The organism is Mycobacterium sp. (genome assembly GCF_052145595.1).
GTDB lineage: Bacteria > Actinomycetota > Actinomycetes > Mycobacteriales > Mycobacteriaceae > Mycobacterium.
Map to the genome: position 1 here is coordinate 1 of NZ_JBKQOI010000017.1, position 21,789 is coordinate 21,789.

Genomic DNA, 21,789 nt, shown 5'->3' on the forward strand with positions numbered 1-21,789 from the left:
CGCAGCCCGTGTTCGGTGAACGGGAAACCGAGGATGTGGTTGGTGCTTGCCTCGTTGTCCTCGAGCCAGTCCATCGCGCCGCCCAGTACCAGGGCGCGGATCTGTAGCACGCGTGGTTCGGTGGGCGGCAGCGCCTCCACGCGCCGGGCGGCGTCGCGGATCTGTTCCTCGGTTATTTCGCCCGCAGAGCGGCCGGACATCAGGGTCACCGCGCTGGTCAGGCGCGCGGTGGTGAAATGCCTGGACGTGGGCGGCACCTCGTCCAGGGTGCGCACCGCGCCGGCCCGATCGCCCTCGGCTGAAAGGGATCTGGCCAGCCCGAACGCCGATGAGATCACGCCGTCGTTGGTTTTCCACACCGTCTGGTAGAACTTGTGTCCGTCGGTGTTGCCGGCCAGCTCAGCGGTGGCGGCCAGCGCGAGTTTGGGCGCGAGCTCACCCGGGAAGGTGTCCAGCACCTCGGTGAAATGTTTTGTGGCGGAGTCGTAGTCGCCGGTGAGCAGCTCGGCGACGGCCAGGTACCACACCAACCGCCACTGCCAGCCGACCCGCTCGGCCAGGTCGTCGAGCTTACGGGTGGCCTTGGCCACATCGCCCAGGTCCAGCAGCGCACGGACTTCCATCAGTGGCAGCTCGACCGACTCCGATAGCTCGACGCCGTCGGCGTCCAACCCACCGTGGCGGGCCGCGCGCAACGAGTCCAATGTCTGCACCGGCTGGGAAAGCACCGTCGCCTGCAACACCGGGGCGGCGACGTCGGCGGGATCCACCAGCGGCACCGACAGTGCGGTGACGATTTCCCTGCCGGTCAATCGCTCCGAATGCACCTGGCCGTCCAGGTAGACATCGGTGTGGGCGACCAGCAGGTCCACCCCGAAAGTCGAGCGGCTGGGGCTGAAGATCGTCGACAGTCCGGGCCGCGGCACCCCGGAGTCCTTGGCGACCACCTCGCGCAACACGCCCATCAACTGGGCGGACATCTCCTCGGCGGTGGAAAACCGGCGCCGCGGGTCGGCGTCGATGGCGCGACGCAGCAACCGGCCGAAAGAGTCGTAGGCGGCCAAGACGGGGTCGTCTTCGGGCAGTCCGTCCACGTAGCGGCCATTGCGGGTGTGCAGGTTCAGCGTGAGCGCCGCCAGCGTGCGTCCCACCGTGTAAACGTCGGTGGCTATCGTCGGGCCGGTCCGCACGATCTCTGGCGCCTGAAAGCCCGGTGTGCCGTAGAGGTAGCCGAACGAATTGATCCGCGACACCGCGCCCAGGTCGATCAGCTTGAGTTGCTCCTCGGTGAGCATGATGTTCTCCGGCTTCAGGTCGTTGTAGACCAGGCCGATGGAATGCAGATAGCTCAGCGCGGGCAGGATTTCCAGCACGTAGGCGATGGCCTCGGCGACCGGCAGCTTCTCGTCTTTCCCGTGCTTGAGCGACTGCCCGCCGATGTACTCCATGACGATGTAGCCGACGGGAGCCCCGTGCCGGTCGGTGTGCTCGACAAAGTTGAAGATCTGGACGATCTGCGGGTGAACCACCTCGGCGAGGAACTGGCGTTCGGCCATCGCGATCGCCTGGGCTTCGGCGTCACCGGAGTGCACCAGGCCCTTGAGCACCACCGGACGGTCGTTGACGTTGTGGTCGACCGCCAGGTATACCCAGCCCAGCCCGCCGTGCGCGATGCAGCCCTTGACCTCGTACTGGCCGGCGACGATGTCTCCCGGATTCAGTTGGGGCAGGAATGAATACGGACTCCCGCAGGCGGGGCACCAGCCCTCCGACGCCCCCTTGCCGTCCCCCTTGTTGTCCGAGCCGGACCGGCCGACCGGCTTGCCGCAGTTCCAGCAGAAGCGCTTGGACGCCGGCACCACCGGGTTGGTCATCAGGGCCTCGAGCGGATCGATATCCCGCACCCGGGGGATCTCGACCAGGCCGCCGCCGAGCTGTCTGACCGGTGGCAGTACCCGCGTCGCTACCGTCATCCGGTCCTGTGGCTCGGTGTCCAGGGTGCCCAGTGAGATATGTGGGAAGTCGTCATCGTCATCGTCATCGCCGAAATCGGGACGGAACAGCGCCTGGGTAGCCAGGATCCGCCCCGATGTCGCACCGCTGGCCGTGTCCGCCGGCTGGGTGCCGGGTGCGACGTCTTCGGAGCCGGATTCCGGCTGTCCGGCTTGCTTTTCCGGCTCAGCCATCAGTCCAGATACCTCGGTACGGGCGGCGCGGGCGCCGGGCCTAAGACCGTCAACCACTTGCGGTACAACGTGTTCCACGTGCCGTCCCGGCGGATGCGTTCGAGCGTGCCGTTGACGAACCGGACAAGGCCGGTGTTGTTGAGGGTGACCCCGATGCCGTATGGCTGGGTGGCCATGTCCGGGCCGACGATGTGCAGGTAGGGGTCCTCTTCGACCAGCCCGGCCAGGATCGAGTCGTCGGTGCTGATGGCGTCGATCTCGCGCTGCTGGAGGGCCACCAGGCAGTCGGCCCAGTTCACGACCGACACGATCACCGGTGGCGGGTCGATCTGCTGGATTCGGTGCAGCGACGTGGTGCCCCTGGCCACGCAGACTCGCTTGCCGGACAGGTCGCTCACCTTGGTGATCGGCGCGTCCCGTGGGGCGAGGATGCGCTGGTTGGCGTCGAGGTAGACGGTGGAGAAGTTCACCAGCTTGCGCCGCTCGCAGGTGATGGTCATGGTCTTGACGACGACGTCGACCTCGGAGCGCTGCAGCGCGGTGACGCGCTCGTCGGACGACAGGATCCGATACTCGACGTGCGACGGGGCGCCGAAGATGTCGCGCGCGATCTCACCGGCGATGTCGACGTCGAAACCGGTGATCTCGCCGGTGATCGGGTCCCGGAAGCTGAACAGGTTGCTGCCGATGTCGAGCCCGACGATCAGCCTGCCGCGGGCGCGGATGTCGGCGACCGCGGCGTCCGCCTCGGCCTTGGTGGGGAAGGGGCGCAGGCTGGCCGTCGCGTTGCAGTCCTGGCTGGCGTCGTCCGGGGGCAGCGGCGGCTCCGGCGGCATCTGGTCCATGCCGACCGGTGTGGGCGGCGGCAGCGTCGGCACGGTGGCCACCGTCAGCGACTCGGTGCGCCCGCAACCCGCCAGCACCGCCACCGCGGCGAGCACCCCGATGCAGGAGCCCGCCCGCCGGATCCTGGGCAGCCGCGTCATTATCGATACTCTTTCAGCCGGGGCCACAGGCCCAGGGCGACCGCGGTGGCGGCGCCGAGGCTGAGCACCACGCCGCCGACCTGGGCGCCGGACAGCCCGCCCCGCGCGCTGATGACATCGTTGCGCAGTTGGTCGCGGCTTTGCTCCATGGCCTTGCCCAACTCGTCTTCGAGCGTGTCGAACGCCGGCGTGGAATCGTCCTCGCCGCTACCCAGAGCGACCTGGGTGGCGGCCCGGTAATTGCCCACCGAGATGTATGAGTCGATCCGGTCGTTGGCCTGCCGCCAGCGGAGCAGCAGCTGATCGGCGCCTTGCAGGTCGGGCTTGTCGACGGCGTCGCTGCGGGACATGTACTGGTCGAGCTGCTGGTGCATGGCGTCGATGCGCTCATAGAACGACTGCTTGCGGATCTCTTCGTCTCCACGGCGGATCAGCGACAGCGTCTCGTCGGCGCGCGCTTGCTGGGCGGTGATCGCCACGTTGGTAACGGTCTTGAGCGAGTCGGCCGCGGTGTCCTTGGCGCTCCGACTGGCGGCCGTCGAGATGGTCAGCGCGGTTCCGACCCACACCACCATGACAAGAATAGCGAGCGCGCCGACGATCAGGCCCGGGTTGATCCGGCGCCTGGTGTGCCGGGCCAGCCAGCGATGGGAGAACGCACCGAAGACCACGGTGGTCAACACGACCAGGATCACCGGCGCCGGGATCTTGGTGGAGGCCGTGGTCTCGGTGTCGACCCGCTGCGAGGTCGCTTGGTACAGCTGTGCCGCGTCGGGCAGGATCGTCGATTGCATCAGTCCCGATGCCTCCGACAAATACGACGACCCGACCGGGTTGCCCTCCCGGTTGTTGGTGCGCGCGATTTCGATCAGCCCGGTATAGACGGCCAGTTCGGCGTTGATCCGGCCCAGCAACTGCACCAACGGTTCATCCGTCAGCCCGCTCGAGGCCCTGGTGACGGCCACTGCGGCGTCGGTGATGGCCTGCTCGTAGCGCTGCCGGACCGGGCGCGGCTCGGCTTGGGCGATGAACGCGGTGGCTGCCGCGGCGTCGGCCACCGACAGCGTGGTGTAGAGCCGTCCGGCGGCGAAGGACAGCGGCTCGGTGTGGTTGAGCACCGTGGTCAGCACTTGCTGTCGGTGATTGATGGTCGTCGAGGTGGCGAACGCGCTGGCGACACCGAGGCTCGCCAGCACGATGCCAATGGTCAAGATGCGGCCCGGCGTCGTGGAGATGAACCACCAGCGAGGATGGGCCGGTTCGGCCGGCGACCGCGACCCCTGCGGCTCGGTCGTCGGGTGCGCCAGCTCAACCGTCACGTCTGATCAGCCCTCGTCTTTCGGCCACTGGAATTCGCTGCACAAAGAATCTGTATAAGCGAATTCTAAGAGAATGTTCGCACGGATGGGGGAGGCCGACCTAATTGACCCCGGGGATCGCCTGCCTATCCTGAATTCGTGCAGGGCGACGGTGACGGGTGGGTGGTATCCGACAGCGGCGGCCACTACTGGGGTCGGTACGGCGCGGCCGGTTTACTGTTGCGAGCTCCGCGGCCTGACGGCAGCCCCGCGGTTTTGCTGCAGCATCGGGCGGTGTGGAGCCATCAGGGCGGCACCTGGGCACTGCCGGGCGGTGCCCGAGACAGCCACGAGACCGCGGAGGAGACGGCGGTGCGCGAAGCGCACGAAGAGGCCGGCCTTTTGGCCGAGCTACTGACCGTGCGGGCGACCGTGGTCACGGCCGGGGTCTCGGGGCTCGGCGGTGCTCACTGGACCTACACCACCGTCGTCGCCGACGCCGCCGAGTTGCTGCACACCGTGCCGAACCGGGAAAGCGCCGAGATGCGCTGGGTCGGCGAGGACGAGGTGGCCGACCTGCCGCTGCATCCCGGTTTCGCTGCCAGCTGGCAACGGTTGCGCACCGCACCGGCGCTGTTGCCGCTCGGCCACGGCGACGAACGGCGGCAGCGCCTGCCGCGCACGATCGAGATCGAGGCCGGGGTCTTCGTGTGGTGCATGCCGGCTGACGCCGATCAGGCGCCGTCGCAGCTGAGCCGGCGGATCAGCTCGCTGCTGCAAGCGCCGACCTGAGCTGGCGCGCCGCGGCCCGTGGATCCTCGGCCGCGGTGATCGCCCGCACCACCACGATGCGTCGGGCACCGGCATCGAGCACCTCGGGCAGTCGCTGTGCGTCGATACCGCCGATCGCGAACCACGGCTTGTCGCCACCGAGTGCAGAGCCCATTCGAGAGGCGCGCCGTACCAGCTCTAGGCCCGGCGCCTGGCGACCCGGTTTGGTGGGGGTGGGCCAGCAGGGGCCGACGCAGAAGTAGTCGGCTTTGCAGGCCCCGGCAGCGGCGACTTGTTCCCAGTCATGGGTGGACACGCCGATCAGCGTGTCCGGCCCGACGATCTCGCGGGCCACGTCCAACGGAAGGTCGCCCTGGCCCAGGTGCAGCACATCGGCACGGGCCGCGCGGGCGATGTCAGCGCGGTCGTTGACCGCGAACAGGGCACCGTGCCGGTGGGCCGCGTCCTCGAGGATCTCGCACGCGGCCAGCTCGTCACCCGCCTCGAGTGGCCCGAAGCGCTGCTCACCGACCGATCCTTTGTCGCGCAACTGGACGATGTCCACTCCACCGGCCAGGGCGGCGTCGACGAACTGGGCCAGGTCGCCCCGCTCACGGCGCGCGTCGGTACACAGATACAGCCGCGCTACCCCGAGACGGTCGATACGTTCGTGCACAACGCGACGGTAGCGCGCTAGCGTAGAACACGAAGAACTCACGACGCGGGAGTCCCGGGTGCGGGGCTGAGAGTGGGCACAGCCAGAGGAACTGGACCTGCCCTTACCGTCACACCTGATCCGGATCATGCCGGCGAAGGGAGGCCCGAGAATGACCGGGATGCCGACAGACCCATCGGCCGGCTGTTTGGCGGTCGTCGGCGGCGGCGTCATCGGGCTGTCGGTGGCGCGCCGGGCGGCGCAGGCCGGATGGTCCGTGCGGGTGCATCGCACCGGCGACTCGGGTGCGTCGTGGGTCGCCGGCGGCATGTTGGCGCCGCACAGCGAGGGCTGGCCCGGTGAGGAGCGATTGTTGCGGCTGGGCCTGGAGTCCCTGCGGCTGTGGCGCGACGGCGGCTTCCTCGACGGGCTGCCACCGCAGGTGATCACCGCCCGCGAGTCGCTGGTGGTCGCCGTCGACCGGGCCGATGTCGCAGACCTTCATACCGTCGCCGATTGGTTGTCCGCCCAGGGGCATCCGGTGGTCTGGGAGTCGGCTGCCCGCGACGTCGAACCCCTTTTGGCGCAAGGCATCCGGCATGGGTTTCGGGCGCCGACCGAGCTGGCGGTGGACAATCGCGCGGTGCTCGACGCGCTGTCCGCGGCCTGCGAGCGTCTCGGAGTTCGGTGGGCGGCGCCGGTAGACGACCTGTCGCGGCTCGAGTGCGACGCGGTGGTGATTGCCAACGGCATTGACGCACCCGCGCTGTGGCCGGGCCTGCCGGTGCGCCCGGTGAAGGGCGAGGTGCTGCGTCTGCGGTGGCGGAAGGGATGTATGCCGTTGCTGCAAAGGGTAATTCGTGCCCGCGTGCACGGGCGGCAGGTATACCTGGTGCCGCGGGCGGACGGCGTGGTCGTCGGTGCCACCCAATACGAGCACGGCCGCGACACGGCCCCGGTCGTGTCGGGGGTGCGCGACCTGCTTGACGACGCGTGTGCAGTGGTGCCCGCGCTGGGAGAGTACGAGCTGGCCGAGTGCGCCGCCGGGCTGCGCCCGATGACGCCCGACAATCTGCCACTGGTGCAACGTCTGGACGCACGAACCCTGGTTGCCGCCGGCCACGGCCGATCCGGGTTTCTGCTGGCGCCGTGGACCGCCGAGCAGATCGTTGCCGAACTTGCCCCGGTCGGAGCCCCGAAGTGATCGTCGTGGTCAACGAACGGAAGGTCGAGGTCGACGAGCAGACCACCGTCGCCGCATTGCTGGAGTCGCTGGGCTTCCCGGACCGGGGCATCGCGGTGGCGATCGACTCTGCGGTGCTGCCTCGTTCCGACTGGGCCACAGAACTTTTCGACGGTGCACGACTGGACGTGGTGACGGCGGTGCAGGGTGGCTGATTCCAAGCTAACGATCGCGGATCGCAGCTTCGCGTCGCGGCTCATCATGGGTACCGGGGGGGCGACCAACCTGGCCGTGCTGGAAGAGGCGCTGATCGCGTCGGGCACCGAACTGACCACCGTCGCAATACGCCGCGTCGACGCTGAGGGTGGTACCGGATTGCTGGACCTGCTCAACCGGCTCGGCATCACGCCGCTGCCCAACACCGCGGGGTGCCGAGGCGCGGCCGAGGCGGTGCTGACCGCACAGCTGGCCCGCGAGGCGCTGGGCACCAACTGGGTCAAGCTCGAAGTGATCGCCGACGAACGCACATTGCTGCCCGATGCGGTAGAATTAGTCCGGGCGGCAGAGCAATTGGTCGATGACGGGTTCGTCGTCCTGCCCTACACCAACGACGACCCGGTGCTGGCCCGTCGGCTGGAGGACACCGGTTGCGCGGCGGTGATGCCGCTGGGCTCGCCAATCGGTACCGGCCTTGGCATCACCAACCCGCACAACATCGAGATGATCGTTGCCCGCGCCGGCGTTCCGGTGGTGCTCGACGCCGGCATCGGTACCGCCAGCGACGCCGCGCTCGCGATGGAATTAGGTTGCGACGCGGTGCTGTTGGCCACAGCGGTGACTCGGGCCGCCGATCCGCCGGTCATGGCCGCCGCGATGGCGGCCGCCGTCACCGCCGGCTGTCTGGCGCGCCGGGCCGGGCGGATCCCAAAGCGGTTCTGGGCGCAAGCATCCAGCCCTGAACGATGAAACGGTACGTCGCACTGGGTAGTTCGATGGCCGCCGGTCCCGGCATCCGGCCTCGCGTCGCGGGCGCTCCTCGGTGGTCGGGCCGATCGGCCAGCAACTACCCGCATCTGGTCGCCGAACGACTGAACCTCGAACTGGTTGACGTCACCTTTTCCGGTGCGACCACCGCTCATGTGCTTGCCGACCAACAGCACGGCCAGCCGCCCCAGATTTCCGCGCTGGACGGCTCGGAGAGCCTGGTCACGGTCACCATCGGTGGGAACGACGTGGGCTACGTTCCGCTGTTGATGGCCGCCTCGCTGCCGCGTGCCGCGCGGCGCCTGCCGCTGCTGGGTGCGCGCATATCTGAACTGCTGGACCGCGACACCCGGGATCGGGCCCTGGCCGCGGTGTTCGGTTCGCTCTGCGCGGTCGGGGACGCGCTGCGTCGGCGCGCCGCGGGCGCCCGAATTTTCTTCGTCGACTACCTGACGATCCTGCCGCCCGCGGGTGAGCCGGCGCCGCCCCTTTCGGAAACGCATGCCGAATTGGGCCGCCACGTGGCCGCGACACTCGAACGGCTTACGGCCGACGCGGCATTGGCAACCGGCTGCGAGGTTGTAAGCGCCGCCGCGGCCAGCCGGCACCACCACGCCTGGTCGGCCGAGCCTTGGACGACCAGGCCGGCGCGCTACGGTCTGCCGCTACCAGGTCGGCCGGCCCCGCTGCACCCCGACGGCGCAGGGATGCGCGCCGTGGCAGAGTTGGTCTCAAACCGGTTGTAGCCCAATAAGGTCAGCCGTTGGTTCGCCACCACTGGTAGAGCGACGGTACGTCGGTGTTGGTCGCACGGATGTAGCTCAATATGTTTTTGTTGTCAGTGGTCCAGATGATCTCGGCGGCGTTCTGATAGGTCCCGCATGCCACCGATCCCGAATTGGTGGTGGCACTACCCTGGTGCCAGGTAGTAGGTGACTGGCCACTGTCCCCGCAAGCGGTCAGTACGTCGTCTTTGATGCTTGCCTTGAACGAGCTGGCTAAGTTGTCGCCGTTGCTGAAGAGGATGTACTTCGCCTGGGCGGGCCCGTTGGGGTCGGGGCTTTGTCCGCAAGTGAGCGCGGCCAATTCGCCGCTGGTGAGGTCCTGGTCGGTGCAGTTGTTCAGGCCGTAGCCCTTCGACAGCGAGGCGGCCAGTGTGTTGACGTCTGCCGAGCTACCGGTGTTGGTGGGGTCCGCGTTCGCCCCAACCGTACCCGCGAATGCGAAACCGCCCATGAGAACTGTAGCCGTCGCGGCCCGCAGCGCCTTGCTGAGATGAGGCATCCTAAGCTCCTTACGGTTGTCGAACCGGCGGTGCGGCCGCGCTGACATCCGGGAGTGTATTTGCGTCACTCACCGGAAACAGTGCTTTTGCTACATGGGATCGTAGGGCTATGTCCTGACTATGCACCACATTCCGCCGGAAATTGTCTTCTGGGCATCATTCTCCACACCCCGAACAACTTCGCTGCCCGATGCGGTGACGCCACGGTGCGCAACGAAAGCTGGCCATGTCCGATGAGCAAAGGACTTGGAAGACAATCATTTTGAGGCCGTTGGTGAATCCTCGATAACGTGCGCGGAGGCCGCGAATCAGTCTGCCGCGGTGTGCTCTTGGTGGGCAGCAGGTGGTAACCCAACGATCACGGGCGTGCCCGTCGCGCGACCCGTGGTGATTCGGCGAAACATGAATTTCCTATAGATGCTGCCGTCGAGGCGCTGCTCGGGGTAGGGTAAGCACCGCTTTACGCCAGTTAACTCCCCGACGACTGGAGAATCCATGACACAGCCACCGCCGCCACCGCCGCCACCCGGTTACCCGCCGCAGCAGCCCGTCGGGCAAGCGCCGAATAACTACTTGGTGTGGTCCATTTTGGTGACGCTTTTCTGCTGTCTCCCCTTCGGGATCGTGGCGATCGTCAAGTCCAGCCAGGTCAACGGGTTGTGGGCGCAGGGCCGCTATGCAGATGCGCAGGCGTCCGCCGACAGCGCCAAGAAATGGGTGACCTGGGGGGCCATCATCGGCGTCGTCGCCGGCATCGTCTATGCGATCATCGCGATTGCAGGCGGCATGGCCAATAACTCGAACGCGGCGATGCTTGCCGCGATGTTCTAAGCCTGGGTAGCGATCATGGTGACCCGCCATGGGTCGGTGCCAGTGGGTTTGGCTGCGCCACTGGTGGTGGCCGCGTCCGCGACGTTGATGTGCGCCGCGATCTGGGTGGGTGACCCGACCACGCCGAATGGGCCGCTGCCGGTATGTCCTACCAAGGCGCTGTTGGGTATCGATTGCCCCGGGTGCGGCTGTGCGCGGATGTTGTATTCGCTCATGCATGGCGACCTGCTGGCGGCCGCCAGGTTTAACGCGCTGGCTTTGGCGGCGCTGGTGCTGTTGGTGTGGGCGTACCTGGCGTGGACCTACGGCCGCGTGACGGGCCGACGAATCCGCAGCTGGCAACACCATCGCTGGTCTGCGGCGGTGACATTGTCGTTGGTGGTGGCTTGGTTTGTGGTGCGCAACATCCCGGTTGCGCCATTCAACGCGCTCTATGTCTGATCCCATAGGCGGCGGTTGATTCGCGGTCTAACCTGGGGCGGGATGGTACACAAATCGAGGACGATCCCGGCGGTCCTCGCCGTGGTCGCCCTGACCGCGTTTTTGACCGGCTGCTTTCATCGGTGCCCCAATTCGCAGCAGGGCGACCCTGCGGCGGCCGGGTTCGCCAGCGCATTGCACAACAAGGTCACGGCCGACGCGATGATGGTGCACCTGGCGAAGCTCCAGGACATCGCCAATGCCAACAATGGCACTCGTGCGGTGGGTACCCCCGGCTATGAAGCCAGCGTCGATTATGTGGTGAATACGTTGCGTAACAGCGGTTTTTACGTACAGACACCCGAGTTCTCCGCGCGGGTGTTTCACGGCGAGAAGCCGGCGGTGACGGTCGGCGGGGAGGCCGTGGAGGCGCGTGCCCTGGACTACAGTCTCGGCACCCCGCCGGACGGGGTGAGCGGGCCGCTGGTGGCCGCGCGCGCCGGGGACAGTCCGGGCTGCAAGGCCTCCGACTTTGATGGCCTGCCGGTGCGGGGCGCGGTGGTGTTGGTGGACCGCGGCACCTGCCCGTTCGCTCAGAAGGAGGATGCCGCGGCGCAGCGCGGTGCGGTGGCGATGATCGTCGCTGACAACGTCGACGAGCAGCAGATGGGCGGTACCCTCGGGCCGAACACCGTTGTGAAGATTCCGGTGGTGAGCGTGACGAAGTCCGTCGGGGTGCAGTTGCGCGCCGAGCCGGGGCCGACCACCATCAAGCTCGACGCGAGCGTCCAGAGTTTCAAGGCCCGCAACGTCATCGCGCAGACCAAGACCGGCTCGCCCGCCGACGTGGTGATGGCGGGCGCGCATCTGGACAGCGTGCCCGAGGGGCCGGGCATCAACGACAACGGGTCGGGCGTGGCCGCCGTTCTGGAAACCGCAGTGCAGCTGGGTAATTCGCCGTCGGTACACAATGCGGTGCGGTTCGGCTTCTGGGGCGCGGAGGAACTCGGACTGATCGGGTCGCGGAACTATGTGGAGTCGCTGGACCTAGACGGGCTGAAAGACATTGCGCTGTATATGAACTTCGACATGCTCGCATCACCGAACCCCGGTTACTTCACCTACGACGGAGACCAGTCACTGCCAATAGACGCCCGCGGCCAGCCGGTGGTACCGGAAGGGTCGGCCGGTATTGAGCGCACGCTGGTCGCCTACTTGAAGTCGGCCGGCAAGATCGCCCAGGATACCTCGTTCGACGGTCGTTCCGACTACGACGGATTCACCCTGGCAGGCATCCCCGCGGGCGGCCTGTTCTCCGGCGCCGAGGCCAAGAAGTCCGCCGAGCAGGCCAAACTGTGGGGCGGGACCGCCGACGAGCCGTTCGATCCGAACTATCACCAGAAAACCGATACCCTCGACCACATCGACCGAACCTCACTGGGCATCAACGGCAGCGGCGTCGCCTACGTGGTGGGGCTGTACGCGCAGGACGTTAGGGGCAAAGATGGGGTTCCGGTCATGGCGGACCGCACGCGTCACGTGCTCGGTAAGCCATGATCGGAGCCGTGATCCGTCGGCTGGGCTCAGCGCTGGTGTTGACCGGGGTGCTGGCGGCGTGCTCGCCGCCGCGCCCGGTGCCGCCGGTTGCGGCGCCGGATCTGGGACATGGATTGGTCGAAAAGGTGACCGTGGACCGGATGTTCACTCACCTGCGCGCTCTGCAAGATATCGCCAACGCCAACGGCGGGAATCGGGCGGAGGGCACACCGGGCTATGACGGCAGCGTCGACTATGTGGCGAAGGCGTTGCGCGACAGGGGTTTTAACGTGTCGACGCCACAGTTTGACCGCCTGTACGCGGTCTCGCCGGGTAAGCCGGCGGTGACGGTAGCCGGTCGCACCTTTCCGGTCGACCAGGCTTCGTTGCTGGTCCAGACACCGCCCGGCGGCCTGACCGGGCAGCCGATCCGGCCGACGCAAGCGTCGGGCTGCGCGGTCGGCGATTACCCGGCCGTGGTGCCCAAGGGTGGGATCGCCGTCGTCGACGACACTCGCTGCTCGGTGGTCGACAAGCAGAACAGCGCGCTGGCCAAGGGCGCGGTAGCGCTGATCGTGCTCAGCGCGCCCAACGGCGAGGGAGCTCCGCCCACGTTGTTCAATCGCGGTTACTTCAAGCAACTGACCGTGCCGGTAGCCGTTGTCGGTGCTTACGGCGCCACCGCGCTCGCACGTGACACCGGGCCCATACGCCTGGTGCTGGACGCGCGGAACGTCAAGATCACGTCGCGAAACGTGCTGGCGCAGACCGAGACCGGCTCGCCGAACGAGGTGATCATGGTGGGCGCGCATCTCGACAGCCCCCGCGACGGACCGGGCATCAACGACGATGGGACCGGAGTGGCCGCCGTGCTGGAAACGGCGCTACAGCTGGGCCCGTTGGCTCCGGTGAACAATGCGGTGCGGTACGTGTTCTGGGGAGCCGAGGAGGACGGGCTCAACGGCGCCATCGATTACGTGTTCGGCATGGACAGCGATCAACTCAATGACATAGCGATGTATTTGAACTTCACCATGCTGGGTTCACCCAACGCCGGCTTCTTCACCGACGATGGCGATCAGTCCGGTCCGCCCGGGCCCGGCGTCGCGTCCGGAGACGTGCCGGAAGGTTCGGCCGGCATCGAGCGCACCCTGGCCGGCTATCTCTACACGGCCGGAAAGCGGCCCGCCGATATGCCGTTGACCACCAGGGCCGACTACCACCCCTTCATGGTCGCGGGCGTGCCGATCGGGGGCATCACCGCCGGTGCCTCGCAGACGAAAACCACGGTGCAGGCGCGACTATGGGGCGGTCAGGCGGGTGTCCCGTTCGACCCCAACTACCAGAGCCCCCGGGACACGGTCGACAAGGTCAACCGGGAAGCGTTGGCGGTGATGGGTTCTGGCGTGGCGTTCGCGGTGGGCAGCTATGCGGAGTCGATCGGGGGCGTCAACGGCGTCCCGCCCCATGACAAGAGGCATCGCACGCGAATCCCGTAGCGGCGCCAGCCAGGGTGGCATACGAACGCCGGCGGTCGATGCCGCGGCACGGCCGCTGCCAATCACCGACCGTGAACGCGAGAACGCATTTTCGCCAAGCTCGGCATCGAACGCGGCGAGTCGGTCGTGCACTTAGCCAGGACCCGGTCCGGGGCTGAAGTCGATGTGAACAACTCGCCGCACCTGGTGCCGGCCGTTAACGGCTGACAAAACCTTTTTCGAAGGTTCGAAATTTGGCGCGAACCGTGGGCGGACTCAGGTACGGTCTGCGAAAACCTGGCGGTGGAGGTTCGACTTCGGGTGCAAACGGAGAGCGGGTCGGAGTGGCCGATTGTGGCCCGGGATACCGAGCTGCGCCGAGCGTTGGCAGCGCTCGACGGCGGTGCGGAGTTCCATGGCGTGGCGTTGGTCGGCGATAGCGGGGTTGGCAAATCGACACTGGCTCGCGCCGTTGCCGACTCTCTCGAGTCGGGCGGGGCGACGGTGCGGCATGTGCTGGGCACCCAAACCGGCTCCACGGTGCCGTTGGGCGCGTTCTATCGGTCGGTGACCATCGACGCACCGCAGGAACCGGCCGCCATGCTCGCGGCCGCGCAAAGAGCCCTGGAGCGGGAAGAGAACCTGGTCGTCGTCGTCGACGACGCGCAGTTGCTCGATCCGTTGTCGTCGACGCTGGTGCACCAACTTGCCGCCGGCGGCAGTGCACGATTGATCGTGACGATCCGGTCCGGCGATTTGGTGCCCGACGCGGTGACGACGCTGTTGAAAGAGCGGTTGTTGCTGAGTCTGCGCGTTGAGGCATTTACCCGGGAGCAGACCGAGGTGCTCGCCCGCGCTGTGCTCGGCGGCGCCGTGGATACCAGGCTGATCAACGAGTTACATGGCCAGACCGCGGGCAGCCCGCTGCTGTTGCGTGGCTTGCTGGATGCGGGTCGGGAAAGTGGTGTGTTGGTGCGCACGGATACGGGCTGGCAACTTCGAGGTGCGCTGCGTGCCGACCGCCAACTTCACGATCTGCTGGAGTTTCGCCTGCAGTCCTTTGCGCCTCAGGAATTGGAGGCGGTAGAGATTCTGGCGGCTGCCGAGGTGCTGGACTGGGAGATCCTGCGCGGGCTTTGCGATGCCGACGTGGTGGGACGCCTTGAGCGCCGTGGAGTAATCCAGGTGGTTGCCGACGGGTCACACACGGTGGCGCGGTTGTGTCACCCGATCTTGGGTAAGGCGGCAATCCGACACGCCGGAGTGGTGCGTTCGCGACAGCTCACTAGCGCACTGGCACAACAACTTCAGAAGCAGATGCAGACACAGGAGGAGCGGTCGGGGTTGCCTGACGTGCGCACCCGGATACAGCTGGCACAGTTGATGATGCGAAGCGATCTGTCGCCAGACCTCGGCCTGATCGTCGACGCGGCGGCGAGCGCGGTGACCATGTCGGACATCGCTTGCGGTGAGGAGCTGGCCCGATACGCATTCGAGCATGGCGGTGGCCTGAAGGCCGCGATCGTGCTTGCTGAGGCGATGGGTTGGCAGGGACGGAGCGCCGAGGTCGAGGCGGCGCTTAATGCCGTCGACCCCGATGGTGCCGATGAGTGGCTGATCGTGCGGTGGGGCTGTCTGCGTGCCGCGAATCTCTTCTTCAGCTGCAGGCGGGTCGAGCCGGCACGGCTGGCACTCGCGGACGTGAGGGCGCGTGTTGATTCTGAGGAGCTGCTCCCGCTCGTCACGGCCATGGAAGCGGCGTTTGCCTGCTTTTCCGGTGACGTCCGGACGGCACTGGACCTCGGGTTCGCCGTGTGTACATCCGATGTGCAACCGGTGGTGAGGATGTGGGCGACTACGTGGACGTGTTGGGCGTTGGCCCTCACCGGGCGGTTTGCCGAAGTCCAGCGCGTAGCGGATGCGGGTCGGGCAGTTGTGTTCGATCAATCGGGACCGTTCCGGTTTGTCATGGGTTTGGCCGAGGTCGTGGCATTGACGGCCGCCGGTGATCATCTGGCGGCCGAACGGGTTCGGGAACGCTATGTTCCGAGGACCAGGGTCTGGCCTGGTGCAGATGCGTTCCTGCACGCCATGCTCGGACTGGTGCAGTCTGCCCGCGGTGCGTTGCCGTCCGCGTGTTCTTCGTTTCGGGATTCGATATCGGCGATGTCGCGTGGTTTTCCGTCGGGCTGGTTCATGCTGGTGGAGGCGTGGTCGGCGCAGGCCGAAGGCGCGCGGGGAGATGCTGAGGCTGCCGCCGCGGCGCTGCGCAGGTCGGAGGAGGCCTACGGTCCACAGGTCGCGGTGTTCTTGCCGGAACTCGAGCTGGCCCGGGCCTGGGAGCGGGCCTCGGTCGGCCAGACGGTGGCCGCGCAGACTCACGCGGTGCGTGCCGCGCAGATCGCGCGACAATCCGGGATGTATGCCGTGGAGATGCGCGCGCTGCACACCGCGGTGCGGTTCGATGACCGTTCGCAATCCGAGCGGCTGGCGGAGCTGGCCGAGACACTGGACACTAAGTTGGCGCAGGCGATCGCGGGGCACGCTCGGGGGTTGGCCGACCACGACGGCGATGTGCTCGACGCCGCGGCCGACCGGTTCGCTGCCATGGGCGCGGTGGCGCTGGCCGCCGACGCGTCAGCCCAGGCGGCGGGTGAACACGCGCGCACCGGCCAGCGCGGCAAGGAAATACGGTCTTCGACCCGCGCGCACTGGGTGGCCAGGCAGGCCGGAATACGCACGCCCGCGGTCCGTTCCGTGGCCCAACCGCTGCCGATTACCGACCGTGAACGTGAGATCGTGATGCTGGCTGCGGCTGGTTTGTCCAACCGTCAGATCGCCGATCGGCTGGTTGTCTCGGTGCGGACGGTGGAGGGACACGTTTATCGCACCTTCGCCAAACTCGGCATCGAGCGCCGCGAGCAACTCATCCACCTAGTAGGTCTCGCTTCGCAGGAGACTTAAACAGGGCATCCGACGTTTGTGCAGCGGTGAGCGGGTCGAAGTGGCCGATAATCGCCCGTTACTTTCCAGCCTGCAGCGGAGACTCGTAGCCGACTGGTTCAATCCCAGTATCGCGCACCAGAGTTCTCGCAGTTCAGAGCCACTATATAGCTTTCAAACCATTCTCTTCCGCCACCGGCGCCACGGCGAACTCCCCTCAGGCTCATCGTGGCACCTGTTTTGCTAGTCCAGTGGTTCCAGCTCGTCACTTAGCTGCGGTAAGCGGTGCACCGCCAACGCGATCGTCGCTGGGGCCAACACTCCCGTCGCACAAACCAGCGCCTTGGTCGGGCAAGTCAGCCGGTCGATCGCCATTCGTTTTGCGCGCGGGCGGTGCTCCTCCATCTATATATCCATCCGGTTCTGGGCTTCGTAATCGGCGAATCGCGGCGCGGCCGTGTTGCTCAAGTTGTCGGATGTGTTCGTCGCAGCCACACAGCAGGTCCCTCGTTTGGTAAGTGGCTTCTGTTGCGCGGCCGGTTTCAATGCACACGGCGCAGAGAGGAACGATAGAACCGCGGTCGAGCGGTGTGCTCAGTGTTTGGCCGGCCGGTAGATCGCAAGACAGCGTGCGGTGACGAAGGCTTCGCGCGCTGCGCGGCAGAAGTCGCAGCATTGGGCGAAGGCGCCGAATGGTGAGGTTGTTCATGATGTCACCTCGACTGTTGATCCCGCGCCGGACCGGGCCGGTGATTCCATCGTGTCAGCGAGCCCGCGCGCGGACACGAGTAGTTCACTACTCGATCACTACTCGATTTTTTCACGCCACCAGTCGCGCCCCGGCCCCCGATGTACCAAACAACCGGGGCCGGGCCACCCACTCTCAGCCAGCGCGCCAAGCCCGGGCGGCGAAGGGTAACCGGCCGCCCGCTGAACCGCACCGAACCCCGCGCTTACCGCGTCCGCGGGACGCGAAGCCGCATGAGCCGCCGCACCCGCGACTCCGCGTTGCTCATCCGCTTGGCTGACCCGCGTGCGACCTATGCCGATTTCCGCCTACCACAATGTGGTTCGATTCGAATCACATTGCAGCTGTTGGTGATCGGAGGGGTGCCGCGTTAGCGCCGCGCCGGTAGCCGCGGGTGGTCAACTACGGGGTTGGTTTGGGCTGTCACCGTTAGCCAAGGGATCTAGAATGAGATCCCCTTGTTGCTGCCGTGCAGCCCGGTCGGGATGAGGTTCGTCATGAGTATGCGCGGGCGGAATCGACGTCAATGTGCCGGTGGTCGCCTTCGCGCGGCGATCGCGTCGCTGAAGGCGGCAATCGCCTGCGCGGGGGCAGTACTCATCGCGGCGGGCTGCGCCACTTTCGTCGACGGCCGCGCTCTGTCGATGCTCAACGACCCATTCCGGGTGGGCGGTCTGGCCGCGACCAATGGTCCCAGCGGGATCCGTTCGAACGCGCCCAGTCCGACCGGCACGGTGGTCAACACCGACAACGGGGCGATCGACAAGTTGTCGTTGCTGTCGGTCAACGACATCGAGGAGTACTGGCAGTCGGTGTACAGCCAATCGCTGAAGGGAACTTTCGTTCCGGTCGGCAAGCTGGTTTCCTACGACTCCAATGATCCCAACAGCCCGGTCGTCTGCCACGCCGACACCTACAAGCTCGTCAACGCCTTTTTCACCTCGCGCTGCAACCTGATCGCCTGGGATCGCGGGGTGTTCATGCCTGTTGCGCAACGCTATTTCGGTGACATGTCCGTCAATGCCGTAGTGGCTCACGAATTCGGGCACGCCTTGCAGCAGATGGCGAAGCTGGTGACCGGGAAAGACCCGACCATCGTCCGTGAGCAACAGGCCGATTGCTTCGCGGGCGTCTACCTGTTTTGGGTGGCCGATGGTAAGTCGCCACGCTTCACGCTGAGCACCGCCGACGGGCTCGACCACGTGCTGGCCGGAATCATTACCACCCGCGACCCGGTCATGGACGCCGATACCGAAAACGATGACGAACATGGGTCCGCCCTGGATCGGGTCAGTGCCTTCCAGATGGGCTTTATCGACGGCGCCTCCGCTTGCGCGGGGATCAACGTGCGGGAGATCGAGCAGCGCCGCGGTGACCTGCCGACGACCTTGCGGGTGGACACCAGCGGGGACACGGAGACCGGTGAGGTCGCGATCGACGACGACACCTTGTCGACGCTGATGGAACTTATGGGAAAGATCTTCTCCCCGCAGAATCCACCGACGTTGTCCTACAAGCCAGCTGATTGCCCGGACGCCAAAGCGAGTCCGCCGGCGTCCTACTGTCCGAGTACCAACACCATCGTGATCGACCTGCCCGCGCTGGCGACGATGGGCAAGGTCGCCGACGAGAAGGAAGACACCCTCCCGCAAGGTGACGACACCGCCCTGTCGATCGTGATGTCGAGGTACGCGTTGGCGGTGCAACACGAACGCGGCCTACCGATGCAGAGCCCGTGGACCGCGCTTCGGACCGCCTGCCTGACCGGCGTTGTGCACCGCAAGATGGCCGAACCCATTGACCTGCCGTCCCATAAGCAGCTTCAGCTGTCTGCCGGTGACCTCGACGAAGCCGTTGCCGGACTGCTCACCAACCACCTTGTCGCCAGCGACGCCGACGGGACCAGCGTTCCGGCCGGCTTCACCCGCATTTCCGCGTTCCGTGGCGGCGTGGTCGGCAACATGGACGCGTGCTACTCGCGTTATCCCGGATAGGGCGCGAGGCGGCCTAGGCGATCTCAGAGAGCCTGGGAATCAGTTGATCGCCGAGGCGGCGGACGAAGCCGACTGGGTCGGGGTTTCCGGGCAGGGGACCGACATTGATCATCTCGACGCCCAGCTCCGCATAGCGTTCCACGGTCTTCATGTACCCGGTGGTGTCCCCGAACGGGTCGTTGAGAACGCCGACCGTCTTGCGGATTTCGCCGGGATCTCTGCCCAATGTATCGCAGTGGCGATGCAGCACGTCGATCTTGTGCCTCAGCTCGTCGACGCCCGAGACCGTGCTGTTCCAGATGTCGGCATACTGCGCGACCAGCCGCAGCGTCTTCTTCTCGCCGCTGCCGCCGATCAGAATCGGCGGCAGCCGAATCGGTTGCGGCGCACAGATTGTTTCGGCCAGCTGATAGTGCTTGCCGTTGTACGGCCCGTCGTTGTCGCTCCACATCTGCCGGCAGATCTGCAGCGTCTCTTCAAGCATCTCGAACCGCGCGCTTATCGGCGGATACGGAATGCCAAGCGCGACATGCTCGCGTTCGTACCATGCGGCACCGAGTCCCAACATCGACCGGCCTCCGGACAGCACATCGAGCGTGGTCACCGCTTTGGCCAGCACGCCGGGATAGCGATAGGTGACCCCGGTGACCAGTAAGGTCAGGTCGATCGTGGTGGTCTGTCCGGCCAGGAAACCCAAAGACGTATAGCCCTCCAGGAACGGATCGTCGGCGCGTCCAACGTTTTCCATCTGGAAGAAATGGTCGGCCAGGGTGAACATCGTGGCCCCGCCCTGCTCGGCCGCCTTGGCCGCGGCGGCCAGCGTCGGGCCCAACTTGGCTGGATCCCCTGGCAGAAAATCGATGAAATGCACTCCTAATTCCATCGCGGATATCCCCTATTCGTGCCTTGTTTTTCGGTTAAGCCTCTTCCGGAACCGCTGAGCACCGCCGTCAGGCACCCGAGGCGTCTTCTTCAGGCGATTGCGTAGTCGCTCAACGGGAAGGTCGAGCCTTCCTCCACCGCATTGCGGGTCGAAGTGGGCCGTAGCAGTGTCGCCTCGCCGCTGTCGTTGAAGTAGTAGGACCGCGATGTGGCGCAGTCGCCGGCGTAGAACACCGAGTTATCCAGCAGTTGAGTCATCCGGTCCAGGAAGCGGGTGTTGGCTTCTTCGGTCACCTCGAACATCGTTGCGCCCCTGCGCTTTACCTCGCTCAAGAGCCGGTCCATGTGCCGCATCTGGTATTCCATTGTGTTGAAGAACGACAGCCCGGAAAAAGCGTACGGACTGGCCAGGCTCAGGTAATTGGGGAAGTACGGGATCGACACTCCCTGGTAGGCCTGGAACCTGTTGTCGCGCCACCATTTTCCCAGGTTTCGGCCTTCGCGACCGACGACCTCGATGGCCGGGAAGTTGGCCTCCCACAGGTCGAATCCGGTGGCCAGCACCAGGGTGTCGATGACAGTCTTGTGCCCGTCAGCGGTGACGATGCCGTCGGGCACGATCCGCTCGATCGAATTGGTCTCCAGGTGCACGTGAGGTTTTGTCAACGCGGGGTAGTAGCTGTTGGACCAGGTGGGCCGCTTGCAGCCGAAGTCGTAGTCGGGAGTCAGCTTGCGCCGCAGCTCCTTGTCGCGCACCAAGATGAACCGGTTGATCTTGGCCAGATCCGCGGCAGCGATGTTCAGCCGTCGGAACTGCCGGTAGTGCAGCACACCGGTCACCATCATCAGCTCGAAGAGGGTGTCGGTCACCAGCCGGAAGGTCCGGTGCACCAGTGGTACCCGGGCGAACACGTGCCGCAGCCATACCGGGATGGCGAAGTCGATCTTGGGCACCACATGGATCGCGGTGCGCTGATACACGGTTAGCTCGGCGACTTGCCGGGCGAGCTCGGGAATCAGCTGCACCGCCGTGGCGCCGGTGCCGATTATTCCGACCCGACGACCCTCGAAATCGTAACTGTCGTCCCACGCCGTGGTGTGGATGACCTTGCCATCGAAGCTGGCGATACCCGGGATGTCGGGTGTGTGCGGTTGGGAGAGGAAGCCGGTCGCGGTGATCAGAAAGCGTGTCGTCAGGTTTTCGCCGCTGGCCAGCGCCACCCGCCACAGCTGGGCGTCCTCGTCCCAGCGTGCGCCTTCGACCGTGGTGTTGAACCGGATGTAACGGCGCACGTCGTACTTATCGGCGACGTGTTCGGCGTAGTGCTTGAGCTCGGAACCCGGCGCGAACACCCGTGACCAGTAGGGATTGGGTTCGAACCAGTACGAGTAGGTCGTAGAAGGGATGTCGACCGCCAGACCAGGGTAGCGGTTGACATGCCAAGTCCCACCGAGGTCCGCCTCGCGGTCGAGGATGACGATGTTGTCGTAGCCGAGCCGCCTGAGCTGGATCGCGGCGCCGATGCCGCCGAAGCCGGCGCCCACGATGATGACGTCGTGGGGCGATGAGTCCACGAACCGACGATACCGTACCCGCGGCACCGGCAAA

General features: G+C 66.2%; 19 protein-coding genes. 11 read left to right on the top strand and 8 right to left on the bottom strand.

The window, feature by feature from the left end; all coding sequences use genetic code 11:
• The 3 genes from ACLP4W_RS00990 to glnX form a co-directional block, all read right to left on the bottom strand.
• Positions 1 to 2,186 (bottom strand): serine/threonine-protein kinase PknG (locus ACLP4W_RS00990; protein ID WP_442383235.1); only part of this gene is annotated, 2,186 nt, incomplete at its 3' end.
• Positions 2,186 to 3,172, bottom strand: a complete 987-nt coding sequence (locus tag ACLP4W_RS00995) for a glutamate ABC transporter substrate-binding protein (protein WP_442383236.1) — start codon at positions 3,170 to 3,172, stop codon at positions 2,186 to 2,188. The genes ACLP4W_RS00990 and ACLP4W_RS00995, both read right to left, overlap by 1 nt.
• Positions 3,172 to 4,491 (bottom strand): protein kinase G-activating protein GlnX, encoded by a 1,320-nt coding sequence (gene glnX / locus ACLP4W_RS01000; RefSeq protein ID WP_442383238.1) that lies wholly within the window; start codon positions 4,489 to 4,491, stop codon positions 3,172 to 3,174. The genes ACLP4W_RS00995 and glnX overlap by 1 nt, the downstream gene beginning before the upstream one ends.
• Positions 4,492 to 4,629: 138 nt before the next feature.
• On the opposite strand from glnX, the gene ACLP4W_RS01005 reads away from it, so the two are divergent.
• Positions 4,630 to 5,262, top strand: coding sequence for an NUDIX hydrolase (locus tag ACLP4W_RS01005; protein WP_442383240.1), 633 nt, complete (start codon positions 4,630 to 4,632; stop codon positions 5,260 to 5,262).
• Here the strand turns inward: ACLP4W_RS01005 and thiE are convergent.
• Positions 5,234 to 5,905: a thiamine phosphate synthase gene (thiE, locus tag ACLP4W_RS01010; protein ID WP_442383310.1), complete on the bottom strand. Its 672-nt coding sequence runs from the start codon at positions 5,903 to 5,905 to the stop codon at positions 5,234 to 5,236. The two genes, ACLP4W_RS01005 and thiE, sit on opposite strands and share 29 nt — an antisense overlap.
• Before the next feature lie 172 nt (positions 5,906 to 6,077).
• Between thiE and thiO the strand changes: the two genes are divergently transcribed.
• Genes thiO through ACLP4W_RS01030 form a run of 4 tightly spaced genes read left to right on the top strand, consistent with a single transcriptional unit; the run spans position 6,078 to position 8,809 of the window.
• Positions 6,078 to 7,100, top strand: a complete 1,023-nt coding sequence (gene thiO, locus ACLP4W_RS01015; protein ID WP_442383242.1) for a glycine oxidase ThiO — start codon at positions 6,078 to 6,080, stop codon at positions 7,098 to 7,100.
• Entirely contained in the window at positions 7,097 to 7,294 is a 198-nt protein-coding gene (thiS, locus tag ACLP4W_RS01020) for a sulfur carrier protein ThiS (protein ID WP_442383244.1), read from the top strand. The genes thiO and thiS overlap by 4 nt, the downstream gene beginning before the upstream one ends.
• On the top strand, positions 7,287 to 8,045 hold the full coding sequence (locus tag ACLP4W_RS01025; protein ID WP_442383246.1) for a thiazole synthase: 759 nt from the start codon (positions 7,287 to 7,289) through the stop codon (positions 8,043 to 8,045). Before thiS ends, ACLP4W_RS01025 begins: the two co-directional genes overlap by 8 nt.
• Entirely contained in the window at positions 8,042 to 8,809 is a 768-nt protein-coding gene (locus ACLP4W_RS01030) for an SGNH/GDSL hydrolase family protein (protein WP_442383248.1), read from the top strand. The genes ACLP4W_RS01025 and ACLP4W_RS01030 overlap by 4 nt, the downstream gene beginning before the upstream one ends.
• 10 nt (positions 8,810 to 8,819) lie before the next feature.
• On the opposite strand, the gene ACLP4W_RS01035 is transcribed toward ACLP4W_RS01030, so the two are convergent.
• Complete coding sequence (locus ACLP4W_RS01035; RefSeq protein ID WP_442383250.1) at positions 8,820 to 9,347, bottom strand: serine/threonine protein kinase; 528 nt, start codon at positions 9,345 to 9,347, stop codon at positions 8,820 to 8,822.
• A 496-nt stretch (positions 9,348 to 9,843) separates the two neighbouring features.
• On the opposite strand from ACLP4W_RS01035, the gene ACLP4W_RS01040 reads away from it, so the two are divergent.
• The 5 genes from ACLP4W_RS01040 (at position 9,844) to ACLP4W_RS01060 (ending at position 16,577) form a co-directional block, all read left to right on the top strand.
• Entirely contained in the window at positions 9,844 to 10,179 is a 336-nt protein-coding gene (locus ACLP4W_RS01040) for a CD225/dispanin family protein (protein ID WP_442383252.1), read from the top strand.
• Positions 10,180 to 10,266: 87 nt separating this feature from the next.
• Positions 10,267 to 10,620, top strand: a complete 354-nt coding sequence (locus tag ACLP4W_RS01045; protein ID WP_442383254.1) for a DUF2752 domain-containing protein — start codon at positions 10,267 to 10,269, stop codon at positions 10,618 to 10,620.
• 42 nt (positions 10,621 to 10,662) lie between these two features.
• A complete protein-coding gene (locus tag ACLP4W_RS01050) occupies positions 10,663 to 12,156 on the top strand; it encodes a M28 family metallopeptidase (protein WP_442383256.1) in 1,494 nt (497 codons plus the stop codon).
• Positions 12,157 to 12,164: 8 nt separating this feature from the next.
• Complete coding sequence (locus tag ACLP4W_RS01055) at positions 12,165 to 13,634, top strand: M28 family peptidase (RefSeq protein WP_442383257.1); 1,470 nt, start codon at positions 12,165 to 12,167, stop codon at positions 13,632 to 13,634.
• Between the two features lie 333 nt (positions 13,635 to 13,967).
• Positions 13,968 to 16,577, top strand: a complete 2,610-nt coding sequence (locus tag ACLP4W_RS01060) for a LuxR C-terminal-related transcriptional regulator (RefSeq protein ID WP_442383312.1) — start codon at positions 13,968 to 13,970, stop codon at positions 16,575 to 16,577.
• A 222-nt stretch (positions 16,578 to 16,799) separates the two neighbouring features.
• Here the strand turns inward: ACLP4W_RS01060 and ACLP4W_RS01065 are convergent, their stop codons facing one another.
• On the bottom strand, positions 16,800 to 16,961 hold the full coding sequence (locus tag ACLP4W_RS01065; protein ID WP_442383259.1) for a hypothetical protein: 162 nt from the start codon (positions 16,959 to 16,961) through the stop codon (positions 16,800 to 16,802).
• 840 nt (positions 16,962 to 17,801) lie between these two features.
• On the opposite strand from ACLP4W_RS01065, the gene ACLP4W_RS01070 reads away from it, so the two are divergent.
• The gene (locus ACLP4W_RS01070; RefSeq protein WP_442383261.1) at positions 17,802 to 19,298 is read left to right on the top strand and encodes a peptidase; all 1,497 of its coding nucleotides are present in this window, start codon (positions 17,802 to 17,804) and stop codon (positions 19,296 to 19,298) included.
• 13 nt (positions 19,299 to 19,311) lie between these two features.
• Here ACLP4W_RS01070 and ACLP4W_RS01075 read toward each other — a convergent pair whose 3' ends face one another.
• Together ACLP4W_RS01075 and ACLP4W_RS01080 are read right to left on the bottom strand one after the other, a co-directional pair.
• Positions 19,312 to 20,181 carry an LLM class F420-dependent oxidoreductase gene (locus tag ACLP4W_RS01075; protein WP_442383263.1) on the bottom strand — a complete coding sequence of 290 codons (870 nt, stop codon included), beginning with the start codon at positions 20,179 to 20,181 and terminating at the stop codon, positions 19,312 to 19,314.
• An 89-nt stretch (positions 20,182 to 20,270) separates the two neighbouring features.
• Positions 20,271 to 21,755, bottom strand: coding sequence for a flavin-containing monooxygenase (locus tag ACLP4W_RS01080; protein WP_442383265.1), 1,485 nt, complete (start codon positions 21,753 to 21,755; stop codon positions 20,271 to 20,273).
• Between the last annotated feature and the right edge of the window lie 34 nt (positions 21,756 to 21,789).

Excerpts from the sequence above, each read along its gene's own strand:
- ACLP4W_RS00995 (WP_442383236.1), bottom strand. The coding sequence starts at position 3,172 with ATGACGCGGCTGCCCAGGATCCGGCGGGCGGGCTCCTGCATCGGGGTG.
- thiO (WP_442383242.1), top strand. The coding sequence starts at position 6,078 with ATGCCGACAGACCCATCGGCCGGCTGTTTGGCGGTCGTCGGCGGCGGC.
- ACLP4W_RS01030 (WP_442383248.1), top strand. The coding sequence starts at position 8,042 with ATGAAACGGTACGTCGCACTGGGTAGTTCGATGGCCGCCGGTCCCGGC.
- ACLP4W_RS01035 (WP_442383250.1), bottom strand. The coding sequence starts at position 9,347 with ATGCCTCATCTCAGCAAGGCGCTGCGGGCCGCGACGGCTACAGTTCTC.
- ACLP4W_RS01040 (WP_442383252.1), top strand. The coding sequence starts at position 9,844 with ATGACACAGCCACCGCCGCCACCGCCGCCACCCGGTTACCCGCCGCAG.
- ACLP4W_RS01045 (WP_442383254.1), top strand. The coding sequence starts at position 10,267 with ATGTGCGCCGCGATCTGGGTGGGTGACCCGACCACGCCGAATGGGCCG.
- ACLP4W_RS01050 (WP_442383256.1), top strand. The coding sequence starts at position 10,663 with ATGGTACACAAATCGAGGACGATCCCGGCGGTCCTCGCCGTGGTCGCC.
- ACLP4W_RS01065 (WP_442383259.1), bottom strand. The coding sequence starts at position 16,961 with ATGGAGGAGCACCGCCCGCGCGCAAAACGAATGGCGATCGACCGGCTG.
- ACLP4W_RS01070 (WP_442383261.1), top strand. The coding sequence starts at position 17,802 with ATGAGTATGCGCGGGCGGAATCGACGTCAATGTGCCGGTGGTCGCCTT.
- ACLP4W_RS01075 (WP_442383263.1), bottom strand. The coding sequence starts at position 20,181 with ATGGAATTAGGAGTGCATTTCATCGATTTTCTGCCAGGGGATCCAGCC.